General features: G+C 56.8%; 23 protein-coding genes. 1 reads left to right on the top strand and 22 read right to left on the bottom strand.

Features of this window, described 5'->3' with window-relative positions:
• The 11 genes from ABIE61_RS10905 to ABIE61_RS10855 form a co-directional block, all read right to left on the bottom strand.
• Nucleotides 1-2,229 carry a YgiQ family radical SAM protein gene (locus ABIE61_RS10905; protein ID WP_354409388.1) on the bottom strand — a complete coding sequence of 743 codons (2,229 nt, stop codon included), beginning with the start codon at nt 2,227-2,229 and terminating at the stop codon, nt 1-3.
• A 92-nt stretch (nt 2,230-2,321) separates the two neighbouring features.
• A complete protein-coding gene (locus ABIE61_RS10900) occupies nt 2,322-3,416 on the bottom strand; it encodes a DUF1513 domain-containing protein (protein WP_354409385.1) in 1,095 nt (364 codons plus the stop codon).
• Nucleotides 3,417-3,418: 2 nt separating this feature from the next.
• Nucleotides 3,419-4,414 (bottom strand): imelysin family protein, encoded by a 996-nt coding sequence (locus ABIE61_RS10895; protein WP_354409382.1) that lies wholly within the window; start codon nt 4,412-4,414, stop codon nt 3,419-3,421.
• A complete protein-coding gene (locus ABIE61_RS10890; RefSeq protein ID WP_206839430.1) occupies nt 4,414-5,820 on the bottom strand; it encodes a di-heme oxidoreductase family protein in 1,407 nt (468 codons plus the stop codon). The genes ABIE61_RS10895 and ABIE61_RS10890 overlap by 1 nt, the downstream gene beginning before the upstream one ends.
• Before the next feature lie 94 nt (nt 5,821-5,914).
• Entirely contained in the window at nt 5,915-7,258 is a 1,344-nt protein-coding gene (locus ABIE61_RS10885; RefSeq protein WP_354409378.1) for an imelysin family protein, read from the bottom strand.
• Between the two features lie 215 nt (nt 7,259-7,473).
• Complete coding sequence (locus ABIE61_RS10880) at nt 7,474-8,796, bottom strand: Na+/H+ antiporter NhaC family protein (RefSeq protein ID WP_091821605.1); 1,323 nt, start codon at nt 8,794-8,796, stop codon at nt 7,474-7,476.
• A gap of 189 nt (nt 8,797-8,985) precedes the next feature.
• A complete protein-coding gene (mtgA, locus tag ABIE61_RS10875) occupies nt 8,986-9,711 on the bottom strand; it encodes a monofunctional biosynthetic peptidoglycan transglycosylase (RefSeq protein WP_354409374.1) in 726 nt (241 codons plus the stop codon).
• A gap of 38 nt (nt 9,712-9,749) precedes the next feature.
• On the bottom strand, nt 9,750-10,367 hold the full coding sequence (locus ABIE61_RS10870; protein WP_206839422.1) for a flavodoxin domain-containing protein: 618 nt from the start codon (nt 10,365-10,367) through the stop codon (nt 9,750-9,752).
• Complete coding sequence (locus ABIE61_RS10865; RefSeq protein ID WP_091821615.1) at nt 10,364-11,173, bottom strand: DUF4198 domain-containing protein; 810 nt, start codon at nt 11,171-11,173, stop codon at nt 10,364-10,366. The genes ABIE61_RS10870 and ABIE61_RS10865 overlap by 4 nt, the downstream gene beginning before the upstream one ends.
• Nucleotides 11,174-11,234: 61 nt before the next feature.
• Nucleotides 11,235-11,753, bottom strand: coding sequence for a DUF2271 domain-containing protein (locus ABIE61_RS10860; RefSeq protein ID WP_091821618.1), 519 nt, complete (start codon nt 11,751-11,753; stop codon nt 11,235-11,237).
• A 26-nt stretch (nt 11,754-11,779) separates the two neighbouring features.
• Entirely contained in the window at nt 11,780-12,463 is a 684-nt protein-coding gene (locus ABIE61_RS10855) for a PepSY-associated TM helix domain-containing protein (protein WP_354409370.1), read from the bottom strand.
• Between the two features lie 267 nt (nt 12,464-12,730).
• Between ABIE61_RS10855 and ABIE61_RS10850 the strand changes: the two genes are divergently transcribed.
• Entirely contained in the window at nt 12,731-15,010 is a 2,280-nt protein-coding gene (locus ABIE61_RS10850) for a TonB-dependent receptor domain-containing protein (RefSeq protein ID WP_354409368.1), read from the top strand.
• A gap of 58 nt (nt 15,011-15,068) precedes the next feature.
• Here the strand turns inward: ABIE61_RS10850 and ABIE61_RS10845 are convergent, their stop codons facing one another.
• The 11 genes from ABIE61_RS10845 to thpR form a co-directional block, all read right to left on the bottom strand.
• Nucleotides 15,069-16,448, bottom strand: coding sequence for a sodium-dependent transporter (locus ABIE61_RS10845; protein ID WP_354409365.1), 1,380 nt, complete (start codon nt 16,446-16,448; stop codon nt 15,069-15,071).
• 61 nt (nt 16,449-16,509) lie between these two features.
• The gene (locus ABIE61_RS10840; protein WP_354409363.1) at nt 16,510-17,727 is read right to left on the bottom strand and encodes a tetratricopeptide repeat protein; all 1,218 of its coding nucleotides are present in this window, start codon (nt 17,725-17,727) and stop codon (nt 16,510-16,512) included.
• 4 nt (nt 17,728-17,731) lie between these two features.
• Nucleotides 17,732-18,388 (bottom strand): energy transducer TonB, encoded by a 657-nt coding sequence (locus ABIE61_RS10835; protein WP_354409360.1) that lies wholly within the window; start codon nt 18,386-18,388, stop codon nt 17,732-17,734.
• A complete protein-coding gene (locus ABIE61_RS10830; protein ID WP_091821634.1) occupies nt 18,388-18,801 on the bottom strand; it encodes an ExbD/TolR family protein in 414 nt (137 codons plus the stop codon). The genes ABIE61_RS10835 and ABIE61_RS10830 overlap by 1 nt, the downstream gene beginning before the upstream one ends.
• Nucleotides 18,798-19,295: a MotA/TolQ/ExbB proton channel family protein gene (locus ABIE61_RS10825; RefSeq protein ID WP_091821637.1), complete on the bottom strand. Its 498-nt coding sequence runs from the start codon at nt 19,293-19,295 to the stop codon at nt 18,798-18,800. Before ABIE61_RS10825 ends, ABIE61_RS10830 begins: the two co-directional genes overlap by 4 nt.
• Nucleotides 19,285-20,634, bottom strand: coding sequence for a MotA/TolQ/ExbB proton channel family protein (locus ABIE61_RS10820; protein ID WP_354409357.1), 1,350 nt, complete (start codon nt 20,632-20,634; stop codon nt 19,285-19,287). The genes ABIE61_RS10825 and ABIE61_RS10820 overlap by 11 nt, the downstream gene beginning before the upstream one ends.
• Complete coding sequence (locus ABIE61_RS10815) at nt 20,631-21,398, bottom strand: DUF3450 domain-containing protein (RefSeq protein WP_354409354.1); 768 nt, start codon at nt 21,396-21,398, stop codon at nt 20,631-20,633. The genes ABIE61_RS10820 and ABIE61_RS10815 overlap by 4 nt, the downstream gene beginning before the upstream one ends.
• Before the next feature lie 180 nt (nt 21,399-21,578).
• On the bottom strand, nt 21,579-23,087 hold the full coding sequence (locus ABIE61_RS10810) for a fumarate hydratase (RefSeq protein WP_091821644.1): 1,509 nt from the start codon (nt 23,085-23,087) through the stop codon (nt 21,579-21,581).
• Nucleotides 23,088-23,205: 118 nt separating this feature from the next.
• Nucleotides 23,206-24,078 carry a prenyltransferase gene (locus ABIE61_RS10805; protein ID WP_354409351.1) on the bottom strand — a complete coding sequence of 291 codons (873 nt, stop codon included), beginning with the start codon at nt 24,076-24,078 and terminating at the stop codon, nt 23,206-23,208.
• 82 nt (nt 24,079-24,160) lie between these two features.
• Nucleotides 24,161-25,522 carry a prephenate-dependent tRNA uridine(34) hydroxylase TrhP gene (gene trhP, locus ABIE61_RS10800; protein WP_354409348.1) on the bottom strand — a complete coding sequence of 454 codons (1,362 nt, stop codon included), beginning with the start codon at nt 25,520-25,522 and terminating at the stop codon, nt 24,161-24,163.
• A gap of 22 nt (nt 25,523-25,544) precedes the next feature.
• Nucleotides 25,545-26,114 (bottom strand): RNA 2',3'-cyclic phosphodiesterase, encoded by a 570-nt coding sequence (thpR, locus tag ABIE61_RS10795; protein ID WP_091822825.1) that lies wholly within the window; start codon nt 26,112-26,114, stop codon nt 25,545-25,547.
• Between the last annotated feature and the right edge of the window lie 45 nt (nt 26,115-26,159).

Raw genomic sequence — 26,159 nt, 5'->3', positions numbered from 1 at the left:
CTACCCCTGCCGCCTGCGCCCCGCGGGAGGTTTCTTGCGACCGCTCCTGTTGGGGGTATTGCCTGCACGCGGCGGCAAACCGGTATGCTGAGTCAGCAGCTTACCCTTGCCTGCACGGCTTGATGCAGGCGAGTTCTTGCGCCTTGGACTGACATGGCGGGCATCTTCAGGCTGCTCGGCCGGGATCAACTGCTTTTCGCCATCACCGATAAGATCGGCACGGCCCATCGCCGTCAGCGCCTCACGCAGCAGCGGCCAGTTGTCCGGGTCGTGCCAGCGCAGAAACGCCTTGTGCAAGCGGCGCTGACGCTCCCCTTTTACGGTTTCGACCTTTTCGCCGCTCTTCTTGTAGGTCAGCTTGCGAAGCGGGTTGCGGCCAGTGTGATACATCGCCGTGGCGGTGGCCATCGGTGAAGGATAGAACGCCTGTACCTGATCCGCCTTGAAACCACTACGCTTGAGCCAGAGCGCCAAGTTCATCATATCCTCATCGCTGGTGCCCGGATGCGCCGCGATGAAGTAGGGGATCAAATACTGGTCCTTACCAGCCTCTTTCGAGAATTTCTCGAACATGCGCTTGAACGCATCGTAGGTACCGATGCCCGGCTTCATCATCTTGTCGAGCACGCCGCGTTCGGTGTGTTCTGGCGCGATTTTCAGGTAGCCCCCCACATGATGGGTGACCAGTTCTCGCACGTACTCGGGATCTTCTACCGCCAGATCGTAGCGCAGGCCGGAGGCGATCAGGATCTTGTTTACCCCCTTGACGTCACGCGCTTTGCGGTACAGTGAGGTCAGCGAGCTGTGATCGGTGTTCAGGTTATGGCAGATGCCCGGGAACACACAGGAGGGCTTGCGACAGGCGGCCTCGATCTCGGAACTTTTGCACGCCAGTCGGTACATATTGGCGGTGGGGCCACCCAGATCCGAGATTACGCCGGTAAAGCCAGGAACCTTGTCGCGGATCTGTTCGATCTCCTGCAGAATCGACTCATGGGAGCGGTTCTGGATAATGCGTCCCTCGTGCTCGGTGATCGAGCAGAAAGTACAGCCACCGAAGCAGCCGCGCATGATGTTGACCGAAAAGCGGATCATCTTGTAGGCCGGGATCTCCGCCTTGCCATAGACCGGGTGCGGCACACGCTGATACGGCAAGCCGAACACATGGTCCATCTCCGCCGTGGTCAAGGGGATCGGCGGCGGGTTGAGCCACACCTCCTGATCGCCGTGCAGCTGTACCAGCGCACGGGCGTTACCGGGGTTGGTTTCCAGATGCAAAACCCGGTTGGCGTGGGCGTACAGTACCGGGTCGTTGCGCACCTTTTCAAACGACGGAATTCGGATCACGGTCTGGCTGCGATCAAGCTTCACCCGCGGCTCGATATGCAGGATCTGCACCTCGTCCTCGCCGTCCATTTCGGCGCTTTCGCCTCCCTCTCGGCCATTCTCCAGCTGGCAGGCCTCAAGGTCCCGGGTATTCACATAGGGATTGATGATTTTGTCGATCTTGCCGGGGCGGTCGATGCGGGTGGAGTCGATCTCCATCCAGCCCTCGGGCGTATCCTTGCGCACAAAGGCGGTGCCGCGCACATCGGTGATCTCGCTCACCGGCTCACCCCGGGCGATGCGGTGGGCAACCTCCACCACAGCGCGTTCGGCATTGCCGTACAGCAGCAGATCGGCACGGGCATCAAGCAGGATGGAGCGTCGTACCTTGTCCTGCCAGTAGTCGTAATGAGCGATACGGCGCAGCGAACCTTCAATGCCACCAAGAATGATCGGCACCTCCTTGTACGCCTCGCGGCAGCGCTGACTGTAAACAAGACTGGCGCGATCCGGCCGCTTGCCCGCCTTGCCGCCCGGCGTATAGGCGTCATCGGAGCGAATCTTGCGATCAGCGGTATAGCGGTTGATCATCGAGTCCATGTTGCCAGCGGCGACACCGAAGAACAGGTTAGGCTTGCCCAGTGCCTTGAATGCATCGGCAGAGTGCCAGTCGGGCTGGGCAATGATCCCCACCCGAAATCCCTGAGCCTCCAGCAGACGACCGATGATCGCCATGCCAAACGACGGGTGATCCACATAGGCATCACCGGTGACGATGATGATGTCGCAGCTGTCCCAGCCAAGCTGATCCACCTCTTCACGGGACATGGGCAGAAACGGCGCCGGACCAAAGCACTCGGCCCAGTATTTGGAATATTCGTAGATCGGGGTGACAGCGGACATGGACGACTCTGCGCTAAGGATGAATCAGGGGGCGCGAGTATAGCGCACTTTTTGATCAGTGCCGATCTCCGCCCCCCGTCAAATCGACAGATTCACACCTGCGTCAGATGATTGTCCCAACGGATGCTGTCAGATCTGACTTGCTGCAACTCTTGGCTGCCAGGTGCCAGGCGATAGACGCCCCCCATTCCCGATGTGCAGATGAAACCGCCTTCCGGCAGGGGTAACACGCCCGATACATCCTGCAGCTCAATGCTGTGCAGATAGCGACGTCGGCGATAGTCCAACAGGACTACACGGTTGCCGCGAGGAGCCGTAACGGCAACCATTCCAGTCACTGCATCCATCGCCACACTGGCGATGTAATTGCGCAGCACCTGTTGATTGGCATCCGGCAAACGGATCTCTTCAAATCGCTGCTTCTGGACATCGAGCCAGGCAATCAGGTTGGGCCGCTCCCACTCAGCCCCCTCAAACTGATAGCCAGCCACTACAATCCCCTCGGGGCTGATATCCAGATGATGCATGCTGAGCTGGTGGTGAGACGGCTGATGCCGTTGAGTCACCTTGCCCGTGAGACGATCCACGACCAGCAGGGCCGGCTGCATCCGATCAAGATTGAGCTTAATCCGGCCGTAGTCGGGATGGGTCTGAATACCACCCGCGGCAACCACCAGATCACGCCCATTGGGATGCAACCGCACCTCGTGCGGGTCCATTACGCCAAGCTGGATCTGACCTATCAGGCGGTAAGATTGGTCAGCCGCGTATACGTTGAGTACCCCTTCGCTTTCCTTATAGCGGTGCGCCGTTGCATAGAGCAGGTCGCCTTCGGGCGAAAATGCCCCGTGACCATAGAAGTGCTCACCCGGTTCAGAGGTTACTACCTGAACCAGCCGGCCCTGCTTCGCATCGATAATATTGAGCTGCCGGCCAGGTCTGCGCGAGAAGAAGGCCACCTCATCAGACGCCGGTCGCAGACAGCCCGCATGGCAACGCTCGGCCACCTCGAGGCTGTGCAGCACACGTCCCTGTTCATCCGCAATCAGCACACGATGTTCACCCGCCGCCGTATTGGCTGCACTGATGAAGTAGCCCTCGCGGGTTTGGGCCAGCAACCCGGGGGACAGAGATGCCAAGGCAGCGGCTGAAGCCATGCCCAGCATAAAATCACGACGCTTGAGCATGATCAGTCACCGTCACTGGAGTTGAAACCCTTCACAATGCCCAGCTCGACCGCAACGCGATCATTGAGATGGATCACCAGCGCATCCATGCTGATGAACAGGGACTGCAATTGTGCATAGCCCTCATCGTTGTTCAGCAACGCTTTCATGCCAGACGGCAATGCGCGGGCCTTTTCGAGTGCCGCGGTCAGCCGCTCACGGGTTTCCTGCAGCAACTCCGGCGCCGAGTCTTTCAAGACCTGCTCAAGCCCGGGCATGAAGTAGTCGTTCAGCCCTTCCAGTGAGGCCTGAACAGTCGCCAGTGACTGCTCACTGCGCCAGGCATCGGCCAAAAAGTGCAACCGCCGATTGCTGCCATGCAGTCCCATGGGCTCTCCAAGGCGCTTGTCACGAATAATTTCGGTGGCGTGGATCGCCGATTTCACCATATCAGCGGTGTACGTGTCACGGGACTCAAAGTGAGGCTGAAACTGCTGCCAGTTTTGCGCCAGTGTTTCAGCATTGGCTTCAAGCTGATTACCAATAACAGACGATAAAGGACAGGCACTGCCCGGGCCGCTTTTGGCTTCATGCTCAAACAACAGATATTCCAGCGCCGGGAATCCTTTTACGGCCACCCCTTCGTTCGCCAGCGTCTCGGCCGTGACCGGTGTTTCGCTGCGCAGCAGCATCTGACTCTTACGGGCAATCAGATTTTTCTTGTCCGGCCAGAACTGCATCTGCCAGCCCATACTGTCCTGCTCGATCGGTCCAAACTCGACAAAACGAACGGCCTGCCAAGCCATGAATGCCTTTATCCACTGCTCTCGAACAGCCGACTGTCCCGCTGCATCAGGCATCGCACAATACTGATTCAGTGCTTCGGAGAGCTGACCTGATGTAGCGGCCAACCGGGCATATCCCTGTGACAGGTCTGCGTGCCAGCTCTGCAGAGGCGTTTGCGCATGCGCGGCAAGCGGTAATACTGCGGCAACAACCATACATGCCAGTTTTTTCATTACAGAGACTCCAGAAACCTGATCAGTGTCGCGCGCTGTTGCGCGTCTAGTGCCCGATATACCTCTTTTGCCGCCTGCGCCTCACCTCCGTGCCACAAAATGGCCTCCTCCAGAGTCCGAGCACGACTGTCGTGCAGGAAACCGGCTCGCGGGTTGATCAACTGTGCAAGCCCTACACCCCAAAGCGGTGCAGTGCGCCACTCCTGACCATTGGCTAGAAACTCGGGACGATTGTCAGCCAGCCCCGGTCCCATATCGTGCAGCAGAAGGTCGGTGTAGGGCCATATTTCCTGCCCACTCAGATCCGGTCGACCATTGACCTGACCCGTTACATACCGCGGTGTATGACAGGCTGCACAGCCCGCTTCATTAAATAACTTTGCTCCCTTCTGCACATCCATGTCATCCATGTCACGACGCTCCGGTACTGCCAGACTGGAGGCGTAGAAACCGACAAAGTTGGCGATCTTGTCGCTGACTTCGATATCGCCACCATTCGGAAAACGCTCACAGCCCTGCTCAGGCGTACAATCAGTATGAGGTGCCAGTGTCGATGTCAGCCCCATATCGCCGGCAAACGCACCCATGCTTTGCTGCATCACATTGGGCTCGGCCGCCTTCAGACCAAAACGCCCCAAGACGCCGCTGGTCTTGGTCGCTTTGTCCCAGACACGGTTGGCACGACCGGAAATACCGTTTCCATCCCGGTCATCCGGATCCTCTGCCGCCAGGATATCTTCTTCAGGAATAGCCTCAAGCAACCCCAGACCAATCATGGGAGGAGCAACACGGGGTGAAGTCAACAAGCCTTCCGGCAGTGGGCCGTAGCGGGGGTTCTCAATGGTAAAAACGGGCTCACGCAGTTTCACAACCGTACCGTCAGCCAGTTTTTCTTCTCGCTCTTTCCATTCCAGCAACAGATCGGCTTCGGGCTCCATACCCGGAATGGCGGCAGTTTGCAGCTGAGTACCGTATACCGGCGCGGGAATGAAGCCGTGTTGGCGGATGGCTTCGGCATTCTCATCCGGGTCGCCCAGCACCGCCAGGCGCAGGAATATGGAAACGGGCGGCTCACCAGGCTCATGCGGGTGGCCACGGCCATCCTTGATATGACAGCCCTGGCAGGAGTTGGTGTTGAACAGAGGACCAAGGCCATCACGGGCATCCGTGCTGGCCGGCGCGATCACCCAGGGGTTGCGAAAAAAACTGTTACCAACGCTGAAATTCAGCCTTTCGCTCATGGCCAGGTTGGCCTGTGGCAATGAATAGGCATTGTGGTCAGATTGGGCCACACTGCCCTCGCCACCACTTTTCGGATTGGTTTGAATCGGATAGTCCGTCTGAGCCAGGCTGGACGAGGCCAGCGGCAGCATCAGGGCCAACAGTCCGCTGCGTAACATGTTCATTGTTGTCTTCTCACGGTGGTCAGCCGAGCATCCTTGCCCGGTCAAACGAAGGTTATTGCATTTGAAAGCCATGGCAGATGCATGGCCTGAGTTCTCAGAAGCTGTGACCGGCGGTATCAGGCTCCAGCGAGGTGATCCCCAGTTTTCCAGCTACCTGTTCAATGCTGCCGGTCTGTTTAACCAGCGCCATGATCGCCGCATTGATGATCTCAGCGCCCTTTGCGTTGCCAGGAGCAATCATCATGTCAAACGGCATCGGCGCTTCACTGCTCTCGGCAGCGGCAACCATGACTTCAAGCGCCTGCATGCTGGAAGCCAGGTCAGACTTCACACGCGTATCCAGCTCAGTGTCCTGGGTCGCAACCAGATCAGACAGGGACGGGCCTTTCAGCTCTTCACCACTGGTACTGACATAGCGCCCCAGGTAGACGTTCTGGATACCTTTGGCGTTGTAGTAATGAGAGTTATGCGTGTTGTCACTGAAGCAATCGTGCTCATCTTCATAGGAATTGGCTTCCAGAGCCACTTTCATGCGCTCACCAGCCAGCTCACCCAGAGACAGAGATCCCATGCCGAACAGCATGCGCCGTACAACTTCTGATGTATCAGCGGCCAGCAATTCGGCGCGATAGTTATCCTGCGCACCCGGTGCCCACTGTGCAACCATCCACTCCAAGTCCTGAACCAACAGCTCGGATGCAGCCGTCAAGTACTGGCCGCGGCGGTCACAATTGCCATTGGTGCAGTTTTCGCCCTGCGCAAAGTCACTGACGGAACGCTCACCGGCACCTACGGCAAAGCCGTTCAGGTCCTGCCCCCAGAGCAGAAACTCGATGGCGTGATAGCCACTGGCCACATTCGCTTCGGAGCCGCCGATTTCGTTCAGATCTGCCAGCAGCTGTGGGGTGATTTCACTGACATCGATGGTTTCACCGCCTACCTGAAGACTTTCACTGGCAATGATGTTAGCCAGAGCGCCTTCGTTGCCCAGTTCATACTGGTAGTCAGCCTCTTTGACGTAATCGATCATGCCCTCATCCAGCGGCCAGGCGTTGAGCTGGCCTTCCCAGTCATCGACAACGGCATTGCCGAAGCGAAATACCTCAGACTGCTGATAGGCCACTCGTGCTTTCAACCATGCTTCACGAGCTGACTGCAGATTCGCTTCGGTCGGAGATGCCAACAGTTCTGCAATTGCCTGTTTCAGCGCCTGCGCCGTGACCAATGAATCCTTGTAAGTGGCATGGGCAAGGTCCGCATAATGCACCACAACCTGCTGCTGTGTAACAGCCTGCTGGCTCGCAACAGACTGCTCAACCGCCTGTGCGGGTTGGGTATTCACTGATACCTGCTCAGCTTCCGATTGGTTACAGGCCGTCAACACAACAGATGCGGATATGACCAGCGCAAGGGGTTTCCAGGTAAAGCGCGATGACATAAGACAAGCTCCCTCTGATCAATATTGATAATGAGATAGATTACTATTAACCATTGTCTGATTTATTGATCCTGAGCACAAGAGGTTGCAGTAAGACCACAAAGCGCTTCATGAAAATTTCATAGAGAATAGAGCCAGCGCCTTCTCATCAGGAGCGAAAGCGCCTTCTCATCAGGAGCGAAAGCGCCGCGCTTCAGCTGCGAGAGCGAATCCACTCAGTGCCGAGAGGCAGGGACACCTGGCTTGCCAAGCATAATCGATACCAGTCCAGCGCCTGCCAACACCCAACAGTAATGAATGTTGCCCGCAAGCAAGAGCGGCGACAGTCCAGCTATCGATCCAGCCAGCAGCACCTGAGCACCATATGGCAGCATGCCCTGAACGACACAGGAGAAAATATCCATCAAACTGGCACTGCGACGCGGGTCAACACCGTAGCGCTCGGCAATGTCCCTGGCCAGGCCACCAGAGATGATAATCGAGACCGTATTATTGGCAGTACAGATGTTAGTCAGCGCCACGGCGGCACTGATGCTGACCTCACCTGAGCGGCGATGTTTTTTGGGATCGCTGCTCTGGCGCGACAGCCTGTCAATCATGCTGGAGAGCCAGATCAGTCCTCCCTGAGACTTCATCAGAGCCCCCAAACCACCAATCAAGAGCGACAGGATCAGAATTTCCTGCATGCCGGTATAGCCCGCATAGATATCCTTGGACCACTGTGCGATTGAGTAGCCATCCGTCGCAAACAGCCCTACACCTCCCGCCAGCAGAATGCCCACAAAGAGTACAACCATGACATTCAACCCTGACAGCGCCAGCACCAGTACGGCCAGATAGGGCAACACGCGCAGCAGCTCATACTCACCCGGCGCCTCCACCCGGGCACTGCTGCCCTGAATATAGAGCCAGACCAGTGTCAGCAATGCTGCCGGCAAGGCAATCTTGAAGTTGAGTCGAAACTTGTCCTTCATTTCACAGCCCTGGGTACGGGTCGCAGCAATGGTGGTATCGGAGATGATCGACAGGTTATCACCGAACATGGCGCCACCCACCACTGTACCGATTGCCAGCAACAGGGACAGGTCGGTCGCTTCCGCAACGCCGACTGCAATGGGAGCGACTGCGGCAATCGTGCCCATGGACGTTCCCATGGACGTGGCGATAAAGGCCGTAATCACGAACAGGCCCGGCAACACGAACTGGGGCGGGATGATACTCAGGCCAAAATTAACGGTGGCATCCACACCCCCCACGGCCTTGGCCACACTGGCAAAGGCACCCGCGAGCAGAAAGATCAGTGCCATCGTAATGATCGTATGCTCGCCCACACCGCTGATAAACGTCTCGATACGCTCATTCAGCCTTCCCTTTTGCAGGATCAGCGCCAAGACAATGGCAGGCAGAATCGCTACGGGAGCCGAGATCTGGTAGAAGGCGAAATCAACACCGGCAGACTGGTAGTAGAGACCACTGCCAATAAACAGCGCAAGGAACAGGCCCAGCGGCAACAGAGCCAAAGGCGATTGTCGAATCATCGGTCATCATCCGTTTTGGGTTACGGCGATCAGCCGCAACGTTCTTCCGTTCAGTCTGGTACACCGACACGAAAGCGGAAAGAGGAAGTACACGGGATCACTGCCGACGGTTCATGGAGCCTGCAGTTGCGTGCGTGGAAACGCGCAATTCTGTCACAATAAGCATAAAAACTGAACAGCTTATAACCATTACTCGATATTGGCGATCCAGTCTGGCCCCAGTTGCTGCATCTGACGCAATACCCAGTCAGTACGCTGGCGCACATGACGCGAAGGCGGCTGAGCCGAATAGACCCAGGGGTTGGGCAGTATCGCCGCCAGCCGTGCAGCCTCATTCCGGCTCAGCCGCTGTACCGGCTTGTCAAACCAGTACTCGCTTGCCGCACCAACACCATACACACCGGGGCCGAACTCGACGATATTAAGATAAACCTCCAGCGTTCGCTGCTTGCCCCAAACCTGTTCCAGCAACAGCGCCAACGGCAATTCAAGTCCCTTGCGGGTCCAGTCACGTCCTGGCCAGAGGAACAGGTTTTTGGCAGTCTGTTGGGTCAGGGTGCTGGCTCCGCGCAGAGACTTCCCGGCTATCGCATCGCGTATTGCCTGCTCCAGCTCCTTGAAATCCACCCCCCCATGCAGGGGAAAACGCTGATCCTCGGCCGCAACCACCGCCAGCTGCATGTGAAGAGGAATGGCATCCAAATCCACCCATTGGTGGCGATAGCGCTCGGGATAGCCTTCGGGCGTTGTAATGCCGCGCCAGATCATCCAGGACCAGAACGGCGGGTCCACATAACGCAGCGCCACTGTCACAACCGCGGTTACAATCAACCATACCAGCAGGGCACGCCAAAGCACTCGCCACAGGGGACGAAGCAGATAACGGGATAAAAATGAAGGGTTGGAAGCGGCCACATGAAGTCCTGTCTGATAATGCGTCTATTGCAGCAAAATCAGACCGGAATGTCAGCCGCCTTCTGCAGACACTGATACCAGTAGTTGACCATGGCCGGGTCAGCCTGACTGACCTGCACCGGCGCGAATAGCGGTTTGGCACCCGCCTGCTGCAGTTGACCGGCAACCGACAGACCGAAGGCACAGAACTGTGGATAACTGCGATCCCCCAGCGCCAGCACGGCAAAGGGCAGGTCCACATAGCGCTTGAGGTCATCGTTGGTTGGCCAGCGATCCCCTGTGCGCGGGGCATCACCCTGGCCAGTGGTACTGGCGACCAGCAGCAGCGCCTTGGCGGGCAGCGACTGATCCGCCAACCGGTTGAGCTCGGTCAGGGCTGCAGTGCAGCCCTGTTTGCCCAGTCGCTTGCGCATCTGCTGTGCCAGCTGGCGGGCGGTGCCGGTTTCAGTGGCATAGGCGATCAGGTAGTCCGCTTCACCACTGACAGCCGGTTGCTGCCGCTGCCTGCGCACCTTTGCCCACCACAACAGCAGGGCGTAGGCCGACAGCACCAGCGTTGCCAGCCACTGCCGGCCCGAGCCAAGGTCCTCCATCTGCCAAACCAGCGCCGTGGTCAGCGCCAGCAGTGCAAGAATCAGTTTGCCTGCATGCCTCAAAGCGGCAGCACCTCCAGAGTAGCGCTGTAGCTCAGACGACGCTTGGCGCCTTCAAGCAGCTTGCTGTCCCGCTCTGCCTCAACTTCCAGCCAGTACATGCCCGGCTCGCTGAATTCCAGATTGACCTGACCCTTGGCATCGGATTTCACAATGATCTCTTCAACCTGATCACGATAACGGATGCCGTGACGGATCAGGGTGACTTCGAGATCAGCCGCCGGCTCACCATCGAGCAAAAAGCGAAACTCCACCGGTTCGCCAGTAAACAGATCATTCGGATGGGTTACCGGCACCAACTCGATGCCCTGACCGCTGGTTTTGAAGTTGGCATCGGTCGGGGCGCCCTTGGTGACAAACACCTGCATGCGACTATCGATTTCACTCAGGCGCAGATCTTCCGCTTCAGCCGGAATCTGGCTGATTTCGTCTACACTGCCACGCCAGCGTTTCATCTCACCTTCCAGTTTGTAACGACCAAACACGCCCTGGTTACGGTTTTGCAGAGTGTAAGTACCCTCTTCTGCCAACTCCACATCAAATACCGAACGGTATTTCCCAGTAGCCTGATTCTGCGCTTCAACCAATTTACCACTCGGCGACAGAATCTCCAGATTGTTCAGCTGCAGTGGGTGGTGTTCAAAATAGAACAGATTGTTGGAGATGGCGCCGTCTACGGTGACCCAGGCGTTTTCGCCAGACAGGACGGTCGCGGAGGGCAGCATCCAGGCACGATGCGCCTGAGCTTCGATGGAAGCGCCCATGCCCAGGGCCAGCAGTGAACAGGCAGCCAGTTGTTTCAGATTCATTGTATTCTCCTTGTTTGAATGGGGACGGTTACACGAGCGCAATCACTCAAAACCGCTGCTATCAGGGCTTGAGTGAGAGGGTTACACGACCCAACTCATGTTCGCCGTTCTGAGTCTGCTCGCTGGCGGCCGCAACCGGCCAGGTGAACGGGAGCTTGAGCAGCTCACGGCCACCCACTTCACGGGCCGCTTCCACCACCAGCTGATAGTCACCAGGCTTCATGGCCACCAGCCCTGCATGCTCATCACCAAAGGTCAGCGAGTGGGTGCCCACCGGGCGGGTTGCGCCCGAAAGGCCATCCACCGGAAACTCCAGCTGACGGCCGCTGCGACGCCACCACTGGCGCAAGTCCTTGAGCCATTTGGTGCCTTCGTTGTCTTTCAGCTCCAGGTCGTACCAGACCGCCAAATCGGTCTGATGCCGCCCCTTGTCGGTTTCGATCCAGATCGCTACATAGGGCCGGTGGTATTCCGCCACCTGCAGCGCCGGTATCTCCACATCCAGTTTCAATTCAGCGGCCATGGCGGTTGAACTGCCCACAGCCAGCAGCGCAGCCGCTGCTGTTGTTTTCCATTGCATAAACGCTCCTCGATCAAGATGCACAGTCAATGCACCAGCAATATGGCAAGCAGCAGCGGCACCATGACACCCAGCCCCGTAATCGGCCAGACACTGATCCGCTCCCGCGCATGTAAATAGAGAACCCCAAGCCCCGTCAGGCAGAACACGATGCACAGTACGGCGAAGAGGTCGATGAACCAGCTCCAGGCGGTGCCGGTATTACGCCCCTTGTGCAGGTCATTCAGATAGGAGATCCAGCCACGATCGGTGGATTCATACAGCAGCTCGCCGGATTCGAAATCCACACTAAGCCATGCATCACCGCCGGGACGCGGCAGCGATACGTAAAGTTCATAGTCGGACCATTCAGGCTGGGCGTTACCCAAACCTATGCCCTCCTTCCCCAGCCAGCGACGCAGGTCACCGGGCAGATTTGCCGGAGAAGCGTCAGTCCGCGATGACAGAGACTCAATCAGTTCGGGCGGGAGCCGGGCCTCAACGGTCTCAACCACCGGCGTCGCCGGAATCTGCCCGGCATGATTGAGGGTGATACCAGTGAACGCAAACAGCAGCATGCCAAAAAGCGCCAGCGCCGAGCTGATCCAGTGCCAAGTCATCAAACGGCGCAGCCAGCGGCTGCGAGCTTGAGCATTCCCTTGCGCGCCTTCAGAGACACGCTCCATTTCAGTTTGATCAACACTCATCACGCTTTGTGTTGCCCCATTCATTACCACGACCCCATCACCGGCAGAGCGCAAAAGACTATAACAATTCTCAATCACCATCAACGAATGATAATGATTATCAGTGTAAAGTTTTGTATCCTGCCACTGCGTTATTGGGGAAACCGCGGGAACAAAACAAATTTAATCTAAATGATAATGATTCTTTTTATTGACGTTTTTATTTTTGGTTGCTAGATTCCCTCCCACTTGAACACCCGTGTCAGGTTCGCTGTATATAAAACCAATTAGAAATGAGAAAAGGATAGAGACGTGAGGAAGTCACATTACCGCACTGCTGCAATCGCCTTGAGTGCCGCCATCTCTGCATCCATCCATGCGGAAGAAGCCGTCAAGCTGGATACCATGGTGATCAGTGCCGCTGGTATCGAGCAGAAACTCACAGATGCGCCTGCATCCATCACCGTAATCACCCGTGAAGAGCTGGACAAAAAACCCTATATCACTCTGCTGGATGCAGTGCGTGAAGTAGAGGGTATCGATGTGGGTGAAACTACTGACAAAACCGGCCAGGGTGGCATCAGTATTCGTGGCATGGGGGCTGATTACACTCTGATCCTGATCGACGGCAAGCGTCAGAACAACGTGGGTGACATCTATCCGAACAACTTTGGCGGCAACCAGTTCAACCACATCCCGCCCAAGGAGATGATCGAGCGCATCGAAATCATCCGTGGCCCGGCCTCAACTTTGTATGGAGCCGACGCACTGGGTGGCGTCATCAACATCATCACCAAACGCAACAGTACCGAGTGGCACGGTTCGGTTTCACACAGCCGTACCCATCAGACCAACGACGACTTCGGCAATGACACCACAACCGATTTCGCCGTAAGTGGCCCATTGATTCAGGACACTCTCAATATCGGCATTCGCGGCAGCCTGTATGAGCGTGATGCTTCAGAGCACAATTTTGCTGAGATTGTTGACCCGAACGGTAACCCGGTACCGCGTGAGCTGGGCTATGGCGCTGGCGGCAAAACCACCGAGAATGAAAATCATAACCTTGGTATCCGGCTGGATTTCAAGCCGGCGGATAATCAGAATCTGAGCTTTGATTACGAGACATCCGAGCAAACCTACGACAACAAACCATCCGATGGTGCAAACCCTCTTGGCACCACTGACAGCGTTAACCGTTTGCCGCGTGCAGGTTACGCCCTGGAGCAGCAGTTCAGCCGTGATCAGTTTTCCGTACGCCATGAGGGTGACTGGGCCTTTGGCCACTCAGATATCACCTTGCACCATGTTGCCACCAGCAATGATGGTCGCACTCTGCCACTGACAGCAACAGAAAGACTGCAATATGACCAGATGGTGGCTGACGGTGCGACGGATGCCGAGATAGAAGCGGCATTGCTGCCTCGCCCCAAACGAGCACTGGAAACCCGCCAGACCACTCTGGATGTCAAACTGGACTCACAAATCGGTGATCACTGGCTGGTATATGGCGGTCAGTACATTGATGCCGAAATGGAAGATGGCACGTTTGGCATGAATGGCAGCGGTTTTGCCAATGGCAGCGTACAGGAACACAAGCAGTGGTCACTTTTTGCCGAAGACAACTGGGGGATGACTGATGCCTTCACTCTGACCGGCGGTGTCCGCTATGACCACCACAATATTTTTGGTGGTCATATCAGCCCTCGCGTCTATGCCAACTGGAATCTGACACCCGAATGGACACTGAAAGGCGGCGTCAGCACAGGCTATAAAGCCCCCAAAGCAAGCGATCTGTATAACGGCATCACCGGTTTTGGTGGCCAGGGTACACGCCCCTTCCATGGCACGCCGGACCTGCAGCCTGAAACGAGCGTCAACAGCGAGTTGGCGATCTACTACTCACATCCGGAAGGCCACAACTTTAACGCCACCATATTCTCGAACAAGTTCAAGGACAAGATCGAGAGTGGTGATGGCATCTACCACTGCGATGACCCAGCCGCTAACACTGGCAACTGTGCCAACCTGGCACCGGAATGGAATCAGGTGCTGGGCGATGGTTACACCTTCAGTCAGCTGATCAACATCGACAGTGCCAAAATTGACGGTATTGAGTTGGCGGGTAAATATCAACTGACACCCACACTATACCTGCGCGCCAACTATACCTACACCGATGCGCGCATCACCAGCGGTGCCAACGAAGGTCAGCCTCTGAGTGGCACAGCCAAACACATGGCCAACGCAACACTGAACTGGCAGGCAACACCGCAATTCAGCACCTACCTCACCGCTGAAATGCGTTCAGAGCGCTTCACCAGTACGCCACGCGGCTGGTCATCTGACGTGGATTACCCGGAATTCTACAAGGACTACACCATCTTTCATCTGGGTGCGAGCTACAACGTGACGAAGAACTTCACGGTCAACGCACGCATCAACAACCTGCTGGATGAAGATTTCACCAGCTACCAGACCATTTTCACAACAGAAGATGGCGGTACAACCTGGGATCCCAACTACATCGACGACTACAACGTGAAAGCGAAATCACGCAACTTCTGGCTCTCCGCCAACTACCGCTTCTGACCAGAAGCAACCCTCATTCATTTGGCGCTCCTTGTGGGCGCCTTTTTTATGCACCGAACTACAATGCAATGACGCCCACTGCCTGCAAAAAGATCACCAGGATAATCACCGGTACCAGATAGCGCATGAGCCGCAACCAGATACGCAACACCCCTTTGCGTGCACCCAACTCTTCAGCCGTATGTTCCGGCTTCATAACCCAGGCTGTGAACAACGCCATGCACAAAGCTCCCAGTGGCAGCATCCAGCCAGAGGTAAGATAATCCAGCGCCTCAAAAAATGTCTTTCCGGCCAGGGTCCAGTCGGCACCGATATTGAAGGAAAATACTGTACCCAGGCTCAACAACCAGATGCCCCCGCCACCGAGCAGGCAGGCTTGAAGCCGCGACATGCCACGCTTTTCTGTCAGCCAGGCAATGGCCGGCTCAATCAAGGAGAATGCCGAGGTAAGTGCCGCTACCGACAGCATGACGAAGAACAAGGTACCAAACAGCGTGCCAAACGGCATCTGACCAAAAGCGATTGGCAGGGTTACGAAAATCAGCCCAGGACCACCTGCCGGTTCGAGACCATGCGCGAATACAATCGGAAAAATCGCCATGCCCGCCAGCAGCGCAGCCGCTGTATCCAGTATGGCAATCAGGATGGAGGTGCGCACAATCGACACCGACTTGGGCAGGTAGGAGCCGTACACCATCATCGCACCACCGCCGATGCTTAGGGTAAAAAAGGCATGCCCCAGCGCCAGTAAAATGCCGGAAGCGCTGAGCTTGCTGAAATCGGGGCTGAACATGAAGGCGGCCGCTTGTGCAAAGTGACCACTGCTGGCGGCAAAGCCCACCAGGATAACCAGAAACAGGAACAGCAGCGGCATCAACAGATTAGCAGCCTTTTCCAAACCACTGCGCACACCCCGTCCGACGATCCCCAGCGTCAACACCAATACCAGCGTACCCCAGCCAATCAATACCCACGGGTTGTGCAGATGCGCATCAAATTGCTGCCCGATTTCAGCTGGCTGCAGCTGGGCAAATACACCACTGGCGGTCAAAGGGATATAGGCCAGGGCCCAGCCAGCTACCACCACATAGAAGCTGAGCAACAGAAAGCCGGTCAACACGCCCAACCGGCCGACGTTTTTCCACAGTGGGCTGGCACCCGCCTCCTGTGCCAGAGCCCCCATGGAGTTGACCGGATTCTGCTGACCGCGCCGACCGATCAGTACTTCGGCCATCAGCAGTGGCAGCCCCAATACAGCGATACATGCCAGATAGACCAGCACAAAGGCACCGCCGCCATTTTCACCAGCGATATAGGGAAATTTCCAGATATTGCCCAGCCCGACCGCTGCACCGGCAGCGGCCAGCACGAAGGCAAGACGGGTGGACCATTGCTGTGCGGGCATTCGCCCGGCAGAGGGGTTCGATATGTTGTTCATGACAGGATTCCGCTTGGATCAGCGGGATATCCTGCCATAAAAGCAATGCGTTTTCTGCCGCTTAACTACGGCTCTGTACCTGCTCCAGATAATTCAGCCAGCTCTTCGCCTGATCACGGGTACCATTGTACGCACTGGCACGTTCAAAGCTGGAGCGCGCCAGTTCATATTCAGCGCGGTTGATATCGGCGATTCCGCGCAGCAAGAGCAGCTCAGCCGCATCCGGCTTAAGCGCAACGGCCTTATCAATGCTGCGCTTCATGTCACTCCAGCGCTTGAGCTGCAGCTCCAGGTAGGCCAGCTGACGCCAGGTGTCATAATCCGGCTTGCGCTCGGCGATGAGCTGCAGGGTCTTGCGCCCCTGCTCATAGAGCTTAGCATCCAGCTGTGCCTGAGCCAGCAGGCGCTGGTGCTTGAGGGTATCACGCACAGTGCCCGCTCGCAGGGACTGCTGCAACACTTCGGCGGCGCGTTGAGGGACACCCTGCTGCATCATCAACTGCACCAGCCAGATATACTGTCGTTCTTTCTGCAGATGGCCACCAATCCAGGCGGCACGCAGCGTTGCCAACGCATCAGCGTGACGCTCACGAATCTGATATACACTGGCCAGCTGCTCCCAGTACTGAGACTTCTGTGGATAACGTTCAGTCAGCAGCTCCAATACAGCTGTCGCGCCTTGCCACTGCTTAAGCTGGAAGTGTGCAGCCAGCTGCAGACGATACCAGTCTTCGGGGGCACGGCCTTTAATTCTGATTGCAGTCTTGATGGGATCAACGACTTTTTGCCATTGCTCCTGTTGCGAATAGCCCTGTGCAAGCAATAGATAGTCATCGGCACGAATTTCACTGTCTGCCATCCCGGCCGCACGCACCAGTTGCATCCAGTGCTCCAGAGACGCGGTACCCTTCTTCCATTGATCCTGTGTTAACTGCAATTGAGCCACCGTGTGCAGCAACCGGCGCTGATCCTGTTCGGTCAGTGCTTTCAGCTCCCAGGCGGCCTTAAACTGCTTCAGCGCTTCGGCCTCACGTTTCTGCTGAAGTGCCAGGTTACCGCGAAACTGGTGCATATAGGCTTTGCCTGGTGGGCTCAGATCCTGCTGCGCAAGCTTGTCCAGCACCTCGGTCGCCTTGGCGAACTGCTCTTGTGCCATCGCCTGTTGCGCTGCATTCAACTGCTGCAGCACAAAAGGAGATATATTCACCGTTTCGGCCCGGACAGCACCGGTCAAACTCAGCAATAACAGTAACGGCAACAGAATGATCGTGCGCTTCATGCGATTACTCCAACTTGAATTCCAGACGCTGACGGGTTCGGAACGGCACGGCCTGCCCCCCTTCAGTCAGCGGATTGAAGCGCCAACGCAATAGCGCGCGCTCAACGGCACTGTCAAACATGCCCGGCGGTGAAGACTCGACTATTTCAAACGAGTCAGCGACGACATGCCCGGAGCGATCCACCGTAAATTCGGCGACAACGAACCCTTCTATGCGACGCGTCAAGGCACGCCGCGGGTATTGCGGATTCATTCGTGAAACCGGCGTAGCATTGAGGTTCATGCTGATACCCGGCGAAGGCGCCGGTGCCGCAACAGCCTGGGCAGCCGACAGATTCGCTGCAGCATTGATGCGAATATTCATATCCAGGTTGGGCGCTGGCATATCCAGCGCAACCGTTGGCATATTGATCGCCGCCGTCTGCTGTATGGCGGGCGGTTGTGGTGTATCCGGCTGCTGTATCACGGGCTCAGGTGGCGGCAGCGATTCCCGCTGGCGCAGTTGTACCTCTGAGTCCAGCTTTAGCCGGTGAAGATTGATGTTTGTATGATCTGTCATTACCGGTGGTTCAGTGCGACCGATACCGGCAAGATGCGCCATCAACATAAACAGCAACAGGCTGACCAGCACAGCCCCTGGCAGGAACAACAGCGCTCGCATCAACCCTTACCCTCGCGGGTGGCGACTGCAACCTGCTCAATACCGGACAGTTTCACCTGATCCATGACCTGTACCAGCAAACCGGTTTTAGCGTCCTTGTCCGCCTGAATCATCACACCCAGATCGGGCTGCTCCACCTTGAGCCGCTCCAGTGTGGGTCGAATCATACGGATATCCACCGGCTGACGATCCAGCCAGACTTCATCCTGCGCCGTAATTGCCAGCATCACGCCCTGGCTTTCCTGCACTTCAGACGTATCCGACACCGGACGTTCAATCTCGACCCCGGCCTCTCGTACAAAACTGGTCGAAACAATAAAGAAAATCAGCATGATGAACACGATATCCAGCATCGGCGTCATGTCGATTTCGGCATCATTTTCCAGCATTTCCAGATTGAGTCGTTGCCTCATCCTCTGGCTCCTGTGATATCAAGACGGGTACGTTGCAGCTGGCTCCAGCGGGCAAGACGGTTCCACAGCAGCAGTCCACTGACGGCCATTACCATGCCTGCCAGCGTTGGCAGGGTCGCACGGGCCACACCAGCGGCCATAAGACGCGGATTACCGGTACCGTTCAAGGCCAGGGTGTCAAACAGGTGGATCATGCCGGTCACGGTACCGAGGAGCCCGATCAGCGGACACAGCGCTATCAAGGTTCGTATCAACGGCAATGCCCCCTGAAGATCCAGCAGCAGATCCGCTCGTTCAAGGCCTCGCAGTGCGCCGGGCTGTTGCTTACGGTAGGCACGGATGCGACGCGGGAAATCGATCCAGCGAAACCAGAGCCGCTCCAGTAAAAGCGTCCACAGCAGCAGGCTGACCAGCAGCAGCGCCCAAAGCACAGGACCACCCGCCTTGAAAAAGCCCTCCAGTGCTGCCTGATACTGGGACAGATCAGGCAGCATGGCGCGCCTCGTCCGCATCACTGAGATTTGCACGCTGCGTGGCCAGCAAGGCCAGCCCCTTCTGATGCAGCAGCTGCAGCAGGCGACGGCTGCGTGCAGCCAGCAGGCTGTGACAGAACAGCAGCGGTATCGCCACACACAGCCCCAGCACTGTGGTCATCAGCGCCTGGGAAATGCCGCCAGCCATCAGTTTGGGATCACCGGTTCCGAACAGAGTGATGCTCTGGAAGGTGCCGATCATACCGGTTACGGTGCCCAGCAGGCCCAGCAGTGGCGCAACGGCCGCGACCAGTTTCAGCAGAGTCAGGCCACGCTCAAGAATGGGGGCTTCCTTGAGAAGCGCCTCATCAACTCTCAATTCGGTTTCATCAGTCGTACGGCCCGATTCTCCCGCCTGCATCACTCGGCCCAATGGATTATTGCTATGCGCCTGCTGCGGCTGGCGCAGCTGTTTGCGTACACTCAACTCGACTGTGATCGTGGTCATCAGTTTCCAAAGCGCAACCAGCAGACCAATGCCGCCCAGCGACAGAATGATGTAACCCACCAGCCCGCCCTGTGCGATGCGCGCCTTCAGATCAGGGGTTTGTGCCAGCAACGCCAACAGATTGCCGCGACTGGGGTCGACTACCACCACATTGCCCTGCCCAGCCATAAAATCACGGGCCTGCGTGATCACGCCACTGTCTGGCTGCACCGGCAACTGCTGCAACACACCATTTTCATAGTTCAGATAGTGGCCTTCAGATGTCAGGGCCGTGAACGGACCAATCCTCAACACATTTGTTTCGGCGCGACTGCCATCAGGCTTCACCACCGAAGCTGTGAAGGGGGCAACTTCTCCCGTAGCGGTCATTTCCTGCTGCAGCAGGAACCAGAGTCCCTCCAGCTCGGCCAGCAAAGGAATACGCTTGAGCTCGGCGAAGGCCAATAGCTCATCACGCTGGGGATATTCTGCCGTGATCAAGGAGTCAGACAGCTGTCCCTGAAGTTCCTGTGCCTGCTGCTTGACCACACCAAACACCTCACCCAGCTGTCCGCTGCGCATGCGCAGGGCTTCGCCCTGCTCAGTTAACGCATCCTCATTGGCCTGAAATTCGGCCTTCAATCTTTCCTGCTCGGCTTCGGCCGCCGCCAGTCGCTTCCTTGCATCATTCAGCAGGGCCAACTGGCGATTATGATCACCCTGAAATGCCTGCAAGCGCTCGGCATCCTGACTGCGATCCCGAGATACATCTGAACGAATCTGCTGCAGCAATTTCTGCAATTCATCGGCCTGAGCCGGCACACTTAATATGATGGCACATGCCACGAGCGCGATCTTCATGACCTGTTTCACAGTGAACCTCCTGTCAGCTCAAGCGGCAGTTCCAACAACTCAGGTACAGACTGCTGACGCGCAACGCTGATCGCTTTGCGAATCGACCAGTTGTGCGATGCATCCATGACTTCCCAGCCATCTTCGGCTTTGCTCCAGCGACCACTCTCTTCACCATTCAACGTCTGGTAGTACAGCCCCACACGCCCCAGTCGCAGGAAGGTTACCTCTCGCTCCGACCCATTCTGGTTCAGCGACCCGGTCCAGGCTTCCAGCGTACGGCCGTACTCAGCTTCGATTTGATAGGCTTCAAGAATCTGGCGATATTTCTCCGCCAAACTGACATCGGCCCGATCCATCAAACGTGCCAGCCTCTCCGTCCGTTGCTGGCGCTCTTCAAGCAGGAACGGCAGGTCAGCCGCGACGAACTGTTCCAGCATGGCCTGCATGCGAACCAGAAGAGGCAGCGTAGCCTGCTCGGTTTCAGCCAGTGACGCCAGCTGCTCTTCAATATCGACAAGTTCACGGGACTGATCGTCAATCATGCGTGACAACTGCCGGTTGTAGGCTTCCACCAGATCGGCCTGACGCAGGATCGCACTGTACTCTTCGTAGTTTTCCCGAGTCTGGCGATCCAGCTGATCGATGTTACGCTGTACCTGTGCGCCTTCACGATGACTCTGTTGCAGTGTCTGCTGCGCCTGATCGAGTGGTCCTGCCTGGACCAGCAGCGACACTGAGCAGCCTAGTGCAAGCAAAGCGGCCTTACTGTGTATGGACTGCATGATTAACCCAATATGTAATTTTAATGAAAACGATTCGCATTATTTAATCTATTGTTTTGAAATGCAACCCTGAATTGGTATTGAAGCTCAGATACCTTGGTGTCGAATCGTCAGACCCAACAACAAAAAACCCGCCGAAGCGGGTTTTTTGTTACAGCGTATTCTTGCTATACCACAGCATCACACCGCCTTGTGGGCGATGATGTCCTTCCACTTGGCCGGACCGGTGGTGTGTACGGATTCGCCTGAAGTATCCACGGCCACAGTGACCGGCATATCCTTCACTTCAAACTCGTAGATCGCTTCCATACCCAGTTCCGGGAAGGCAATCACATCGGCATGGGTAATCGCCTTGGATACCAGGTAAGCTGCACCACCAACTGCCATAAGGTAGACAGCCTGGTTGTCCTTGATCGCGTCGATGGCGATCGGGCCGCGCTCGGACTTGCCGATCATGCCCAACAGACCTGTGCTTTCCAGGATCTGACGGGTGAACTTGTCCATACGGGTAGAGGTAGTCGGGCCAGCCGGACCGACCACTTCATCGCGCACCGGATCAACCGGGCCCACGTAGTAGATAAAGCGGCCTTTCAGATCCACCGGCAGCTCTTCGCCGTTGTTCAACATTTCAACCATGCGTTTGTGCGCGGCGTCACGACCGGTCAGCATCTTGCCGTTCAGCAGGATGGTCTCACCGACTTTCCACTCTTTCACCGCTTCCGGGGTGATCTCGTCCAGATTGACACGACGGGTATTGGCGCCGACTTCGAAGGTCACTTCCGGCCAGTCATCCAGGCTCGGCGGCGTCAGTACGGCCGGGCCGTTGCCGTTCAGGGTGAAGTGGGTGTGGCGGGTAGCGGCACAGTTCGGGATCATGCACACAGGCAAAGACGCCGCGTGAGTCGGGTAATCCATGATCTTGACGTCGAGAATGGTGGTCAGACCGCCCAATCCCTGAGCGCCAATGCCCAGGGCGTTGACCGCGTCCATGATTTCCAGACGCAGCTCTTCGATACGGTTCTGCGGGCCACGCTCGCGCAGTTCGTGAATATCGATCGGGTCCATCAGCGACTCTTTCGCCATCACAGCCGCCTTCTCGGCGGTACCGCCAATACCGATGCCCAGCATACCCGGCGGACACCAGCCGGCACCCATGGTCGGTACGGTCTTGACGATCCAGTCCACGATGCTGTCGGATGGGTTGAGCATCGCCATCTTGGACTTGTTCTCGGAACCACCGCCCTTGGCCGCCACGTGTACTTCCACTTCGTCGCCTTCAACGATTTCGTAGTGGATTACCGCCGGGGTGTTGTCCTTGGTGTTCTGACGCTTGCCAGCCGGATCAGCCAGGATAGAGGCGCGCAGCACGTTATCCGGGTGCATGTAGGCGCGACGTACGCCTTCGTTGACCATGTCGGTCACGGACATTTTGGCGTCCCACTGAACGTTCATGCCCACTTTCAGGAATACGGTAACGATACCTGTGTCCTGACACAGCGGACGGTGGCCCTCGGCACACATGCGTGAGTTGATCAGGATCTGCGCCATGGCGTCTTTTGCCGCCGGGTTTTCCTCTTTCAGATAGGCTTCGTGCACACCCTGCACAAAATCGATCGGGTGGTAGTAGGAAATGAACTGCAGCGCATCGGCGATGCTGCTGATGAAATCATCCTGGCGAATAACGCTCATTGACGACTCTCCAATCTGGCTGGTTTGGGTTCACTGAGGTCGGGCCAGTCCAAAGACCGGCAGAATCTGGGGCCGCATTATACACCAAATTGGCCCCTTAACTTCTCGGGTATTGGTATTAGAACAGGGACGGCAGCGGGTTGATCAGCGCTACACAAAACAACAGACCAAAGCCCAACAACAGTCGTGCCGTGGCAGGCGTCAGCGGAGCCCGCCGTTCAGCGGGTGCATTGAGCAGGCAAACCGGCTTAAGTGTCAGAAGCAGACTCGGCAGCAGCCAGAAGGCACCGGGCAGCAGCCCCAGTGCCAACAGCAATGCCAGCAGCAGGTAGGCCAGCGCCAGCAGTACGCAGTAAAGCCGCACCGAGAAATGATAGCCGACTCTGACTGTCAACGTATTGTGACCATCGCGCTGATCGGTTTCGTAATCTCTCAGCTCATTACTCAACAACAGCAGAGAGACCAGCAAGCTCACCGGCAGCGATTGCAGCACCAGTTCAGCCGTCACTGATGCCCCCAACGCGACGGCACTGCCGCTGATCATCAGCACACCCATCAACCAGAACACCAGCACCACACCAAGCCCTCGACTCTTGTAGTTAACCGGTTTCAGGGTATAGCCCAAAGCACCTGCCAGCCCCAGCACACAGAGCAACAGGAAGCTTAGACCTCTGAGACTGACAAAATAGAGCGCGATGGCACTGGCCAGCAGGAAGCAGACCATGCCCAATCGAAAATGCCGCTGTACTGCCTGTTCCTGCCACTCGCTGCCCGGCTTTCGTCGCAACAGCGGCAAATCACTGTAGTCATTGATCAGGTTTACGCCAGCCTGCAGCAGCACGCCACCGACCAGTACCAGCACCGCCTGCAGCGAGTTGAATTGCCCCTGCTGCCAGGCCAGCAGCAGGCCGATCGAACAGGTGACAAGCGCGACCGGGAAGCTGAACGGGCGCAACGCACCGATGAAGGTATATTTGTCAGGAGTTTTCATTCAGGCCAGCTGCCCAACAAGGGTTATTCAAAAAAATGGGGAGCAAGGGCTCCCCACTGGATTGCGTGCGAGTCAGTGTGTATCAGCCACGCGCTGGCGCGTTGGGCAGGTCACGCATTAGCAGCGCATAGGTCATATCGGCATCGAAATCAACCGGAATACGCATGCGATGGCCGGAACCCGGTGCCACCTCTGCCGCCTGACCTTTCTTGTCCAGCATCTCCTGCAACACAAAGCGCTTGTTGCCGGTCGGGGTCATCAGCTCCAGAGTGTCGCCCTTCTTGAAGTGGTTTTTAACATCCACTTCAATGAAGCCGGTTTGGGCATCATGGCCGATGATCTCACCCACAAACTGCTGATGCACGCCAACGGAGTTGCCGGTTTCATAGTTCTGATACTCATCATGCACATGACGACGGTAAAAACCTTCGGTGTAACCACGGTTGGCCAGATTTTCCAGTGTATCCATCAGGCTCATGTCGAACGGCTTGCCCGCTACGGCATCATCGATCGCCTTACGGTAGGCCTGAGCCGTACGCGCCACATAGTAATGCGACTTGGTCCGACCTTCGATCTTAAGCGAGTCCACGCCCATCTCGGCCAGCTTGTGTACATGCTGGATGGCACGCAGGTCCTTGGAGTTCATGATGTAGGTACCGTGCTCATCCTCGAACGCCGGCATGTATTCGCCGGGTCGGGTCTCTTCCTGCAGCAGGAAGATGCGATCGGTCGGTTTACCCTCACCCAGTGCTGGTTGTGTTTCGTCAGCCTGTGCGTTGGGATCAAAGGATTGTACCGGCACCACATCACCGGATTCGTCTTCCTTCGCTTCGTGCGCGTCGTACTTCCAACGACAGGTGTTGGTACAGGTACCCTGGTTGGGGTCACGGTGATTGATGTAGCCAGACAGCAGACAGCGACCGGAGTAGGCGATGCAGAGCGAGCCGTGCACGAACACTTCCAGCTCCATCTCGGGACACTGCTGACGGATCTCGGCAACCTCGTCCAGTGACAGCTCACGCGACAGAATGATGCGCTCGATGCCGGCCCGATGCCAGAACTTCACCGAAGCCCAGTTCATTGTATTGGACTGAACTGACAGATGGATCGGCAGATCCGGGTACTTGTCCTTCACCATCATGATCAGACCGGGGTCGGACATGATCAGGGCATCCGGCCCCATCGCAATGACCGGGTCCAGGTCCTTCATGTAGGTCTTGAGCTTGGAGTTGTGCGGCATGATGTTGCTGGCAACAAAGAATTTCTTGCCCATTTCATGCGCAATACGAATCCCTTCGGCCAGATTGTCGTGCGTAAAATCGTTGTTACGCACCCGCAGGCTGTAGCGGGGCTGGCCCGCATAAACCGCATCGGCCCCGTAGGCAAATGCATACTTCATGTTTTTCAGTGTCCCGGCTGGGGACAGCAGTTCAGGTGTTCGCATAGAGTCTGTGTAATCTGAGTAGTTATAGGGCCTGGTTGCAGGCAGACAGGTGAACCTCAAACAGGGGTGTGTAAATGGAGCCACGCTCACCCGGGCGGCTCTGAAACAGCACCACTGAATCCGCCGGCGTGGTCAGTCCCGGTTGTGGCCAGCAGTCGGGCACTTCGAACCGGTTACTGGCCGGCAAACGAGCCAGCGTAATATGAGGTTTGAAATCGCGTTCATCATACCGAATTCCAGCTTCCTTGGCGATCTCGACCATCTGCCGGTGCAGCGCCATCAATGGCTCGCTTTCGCTCGTCAACGCTGCCAGCACGGCCAGACGCGGATTGGCCTTGTAATAAGCCAACCGATCCAGTTGCACCATAAAGCTTCCCTGCTGCTTAAGCCGCTCACGGCACAGCTGCTCCAACTCGGTAACCTGATCCAGTGTCACTTCACCTGTAAAACAGAGTGTCAGATGATAGTTGGCCGAGTCGACCCAGTGGGCATCCAGGCCTCGATCATAGGCACAGAGCGTATCGGCACAGTCGGACAGCGGCCGTGCAATTCGCTCGGGTACCGGCAACGCAAAAAATGTTCTCAGATTCATGTCGTATGGCTGCACACGCTGCCAACAACAGCGCGAGCAACCTTC

This window comes from Marinobacterium sp. MBR-111 (assembly GCF_040547585.1).
In the GTDB taxonomy this organism is placed as follows: Bacteria; Pseudomonadota; Gammaproteobacteria; order Pseudomonadales; family Balneatricaceae; genus Marinobacterium; species Marinobacterium iners.
The sequence above is the reverse complement of the archived record's forward strand: the minus strand, read 5'-3'. Positions and strand labels throughout refer to the sequence as shown.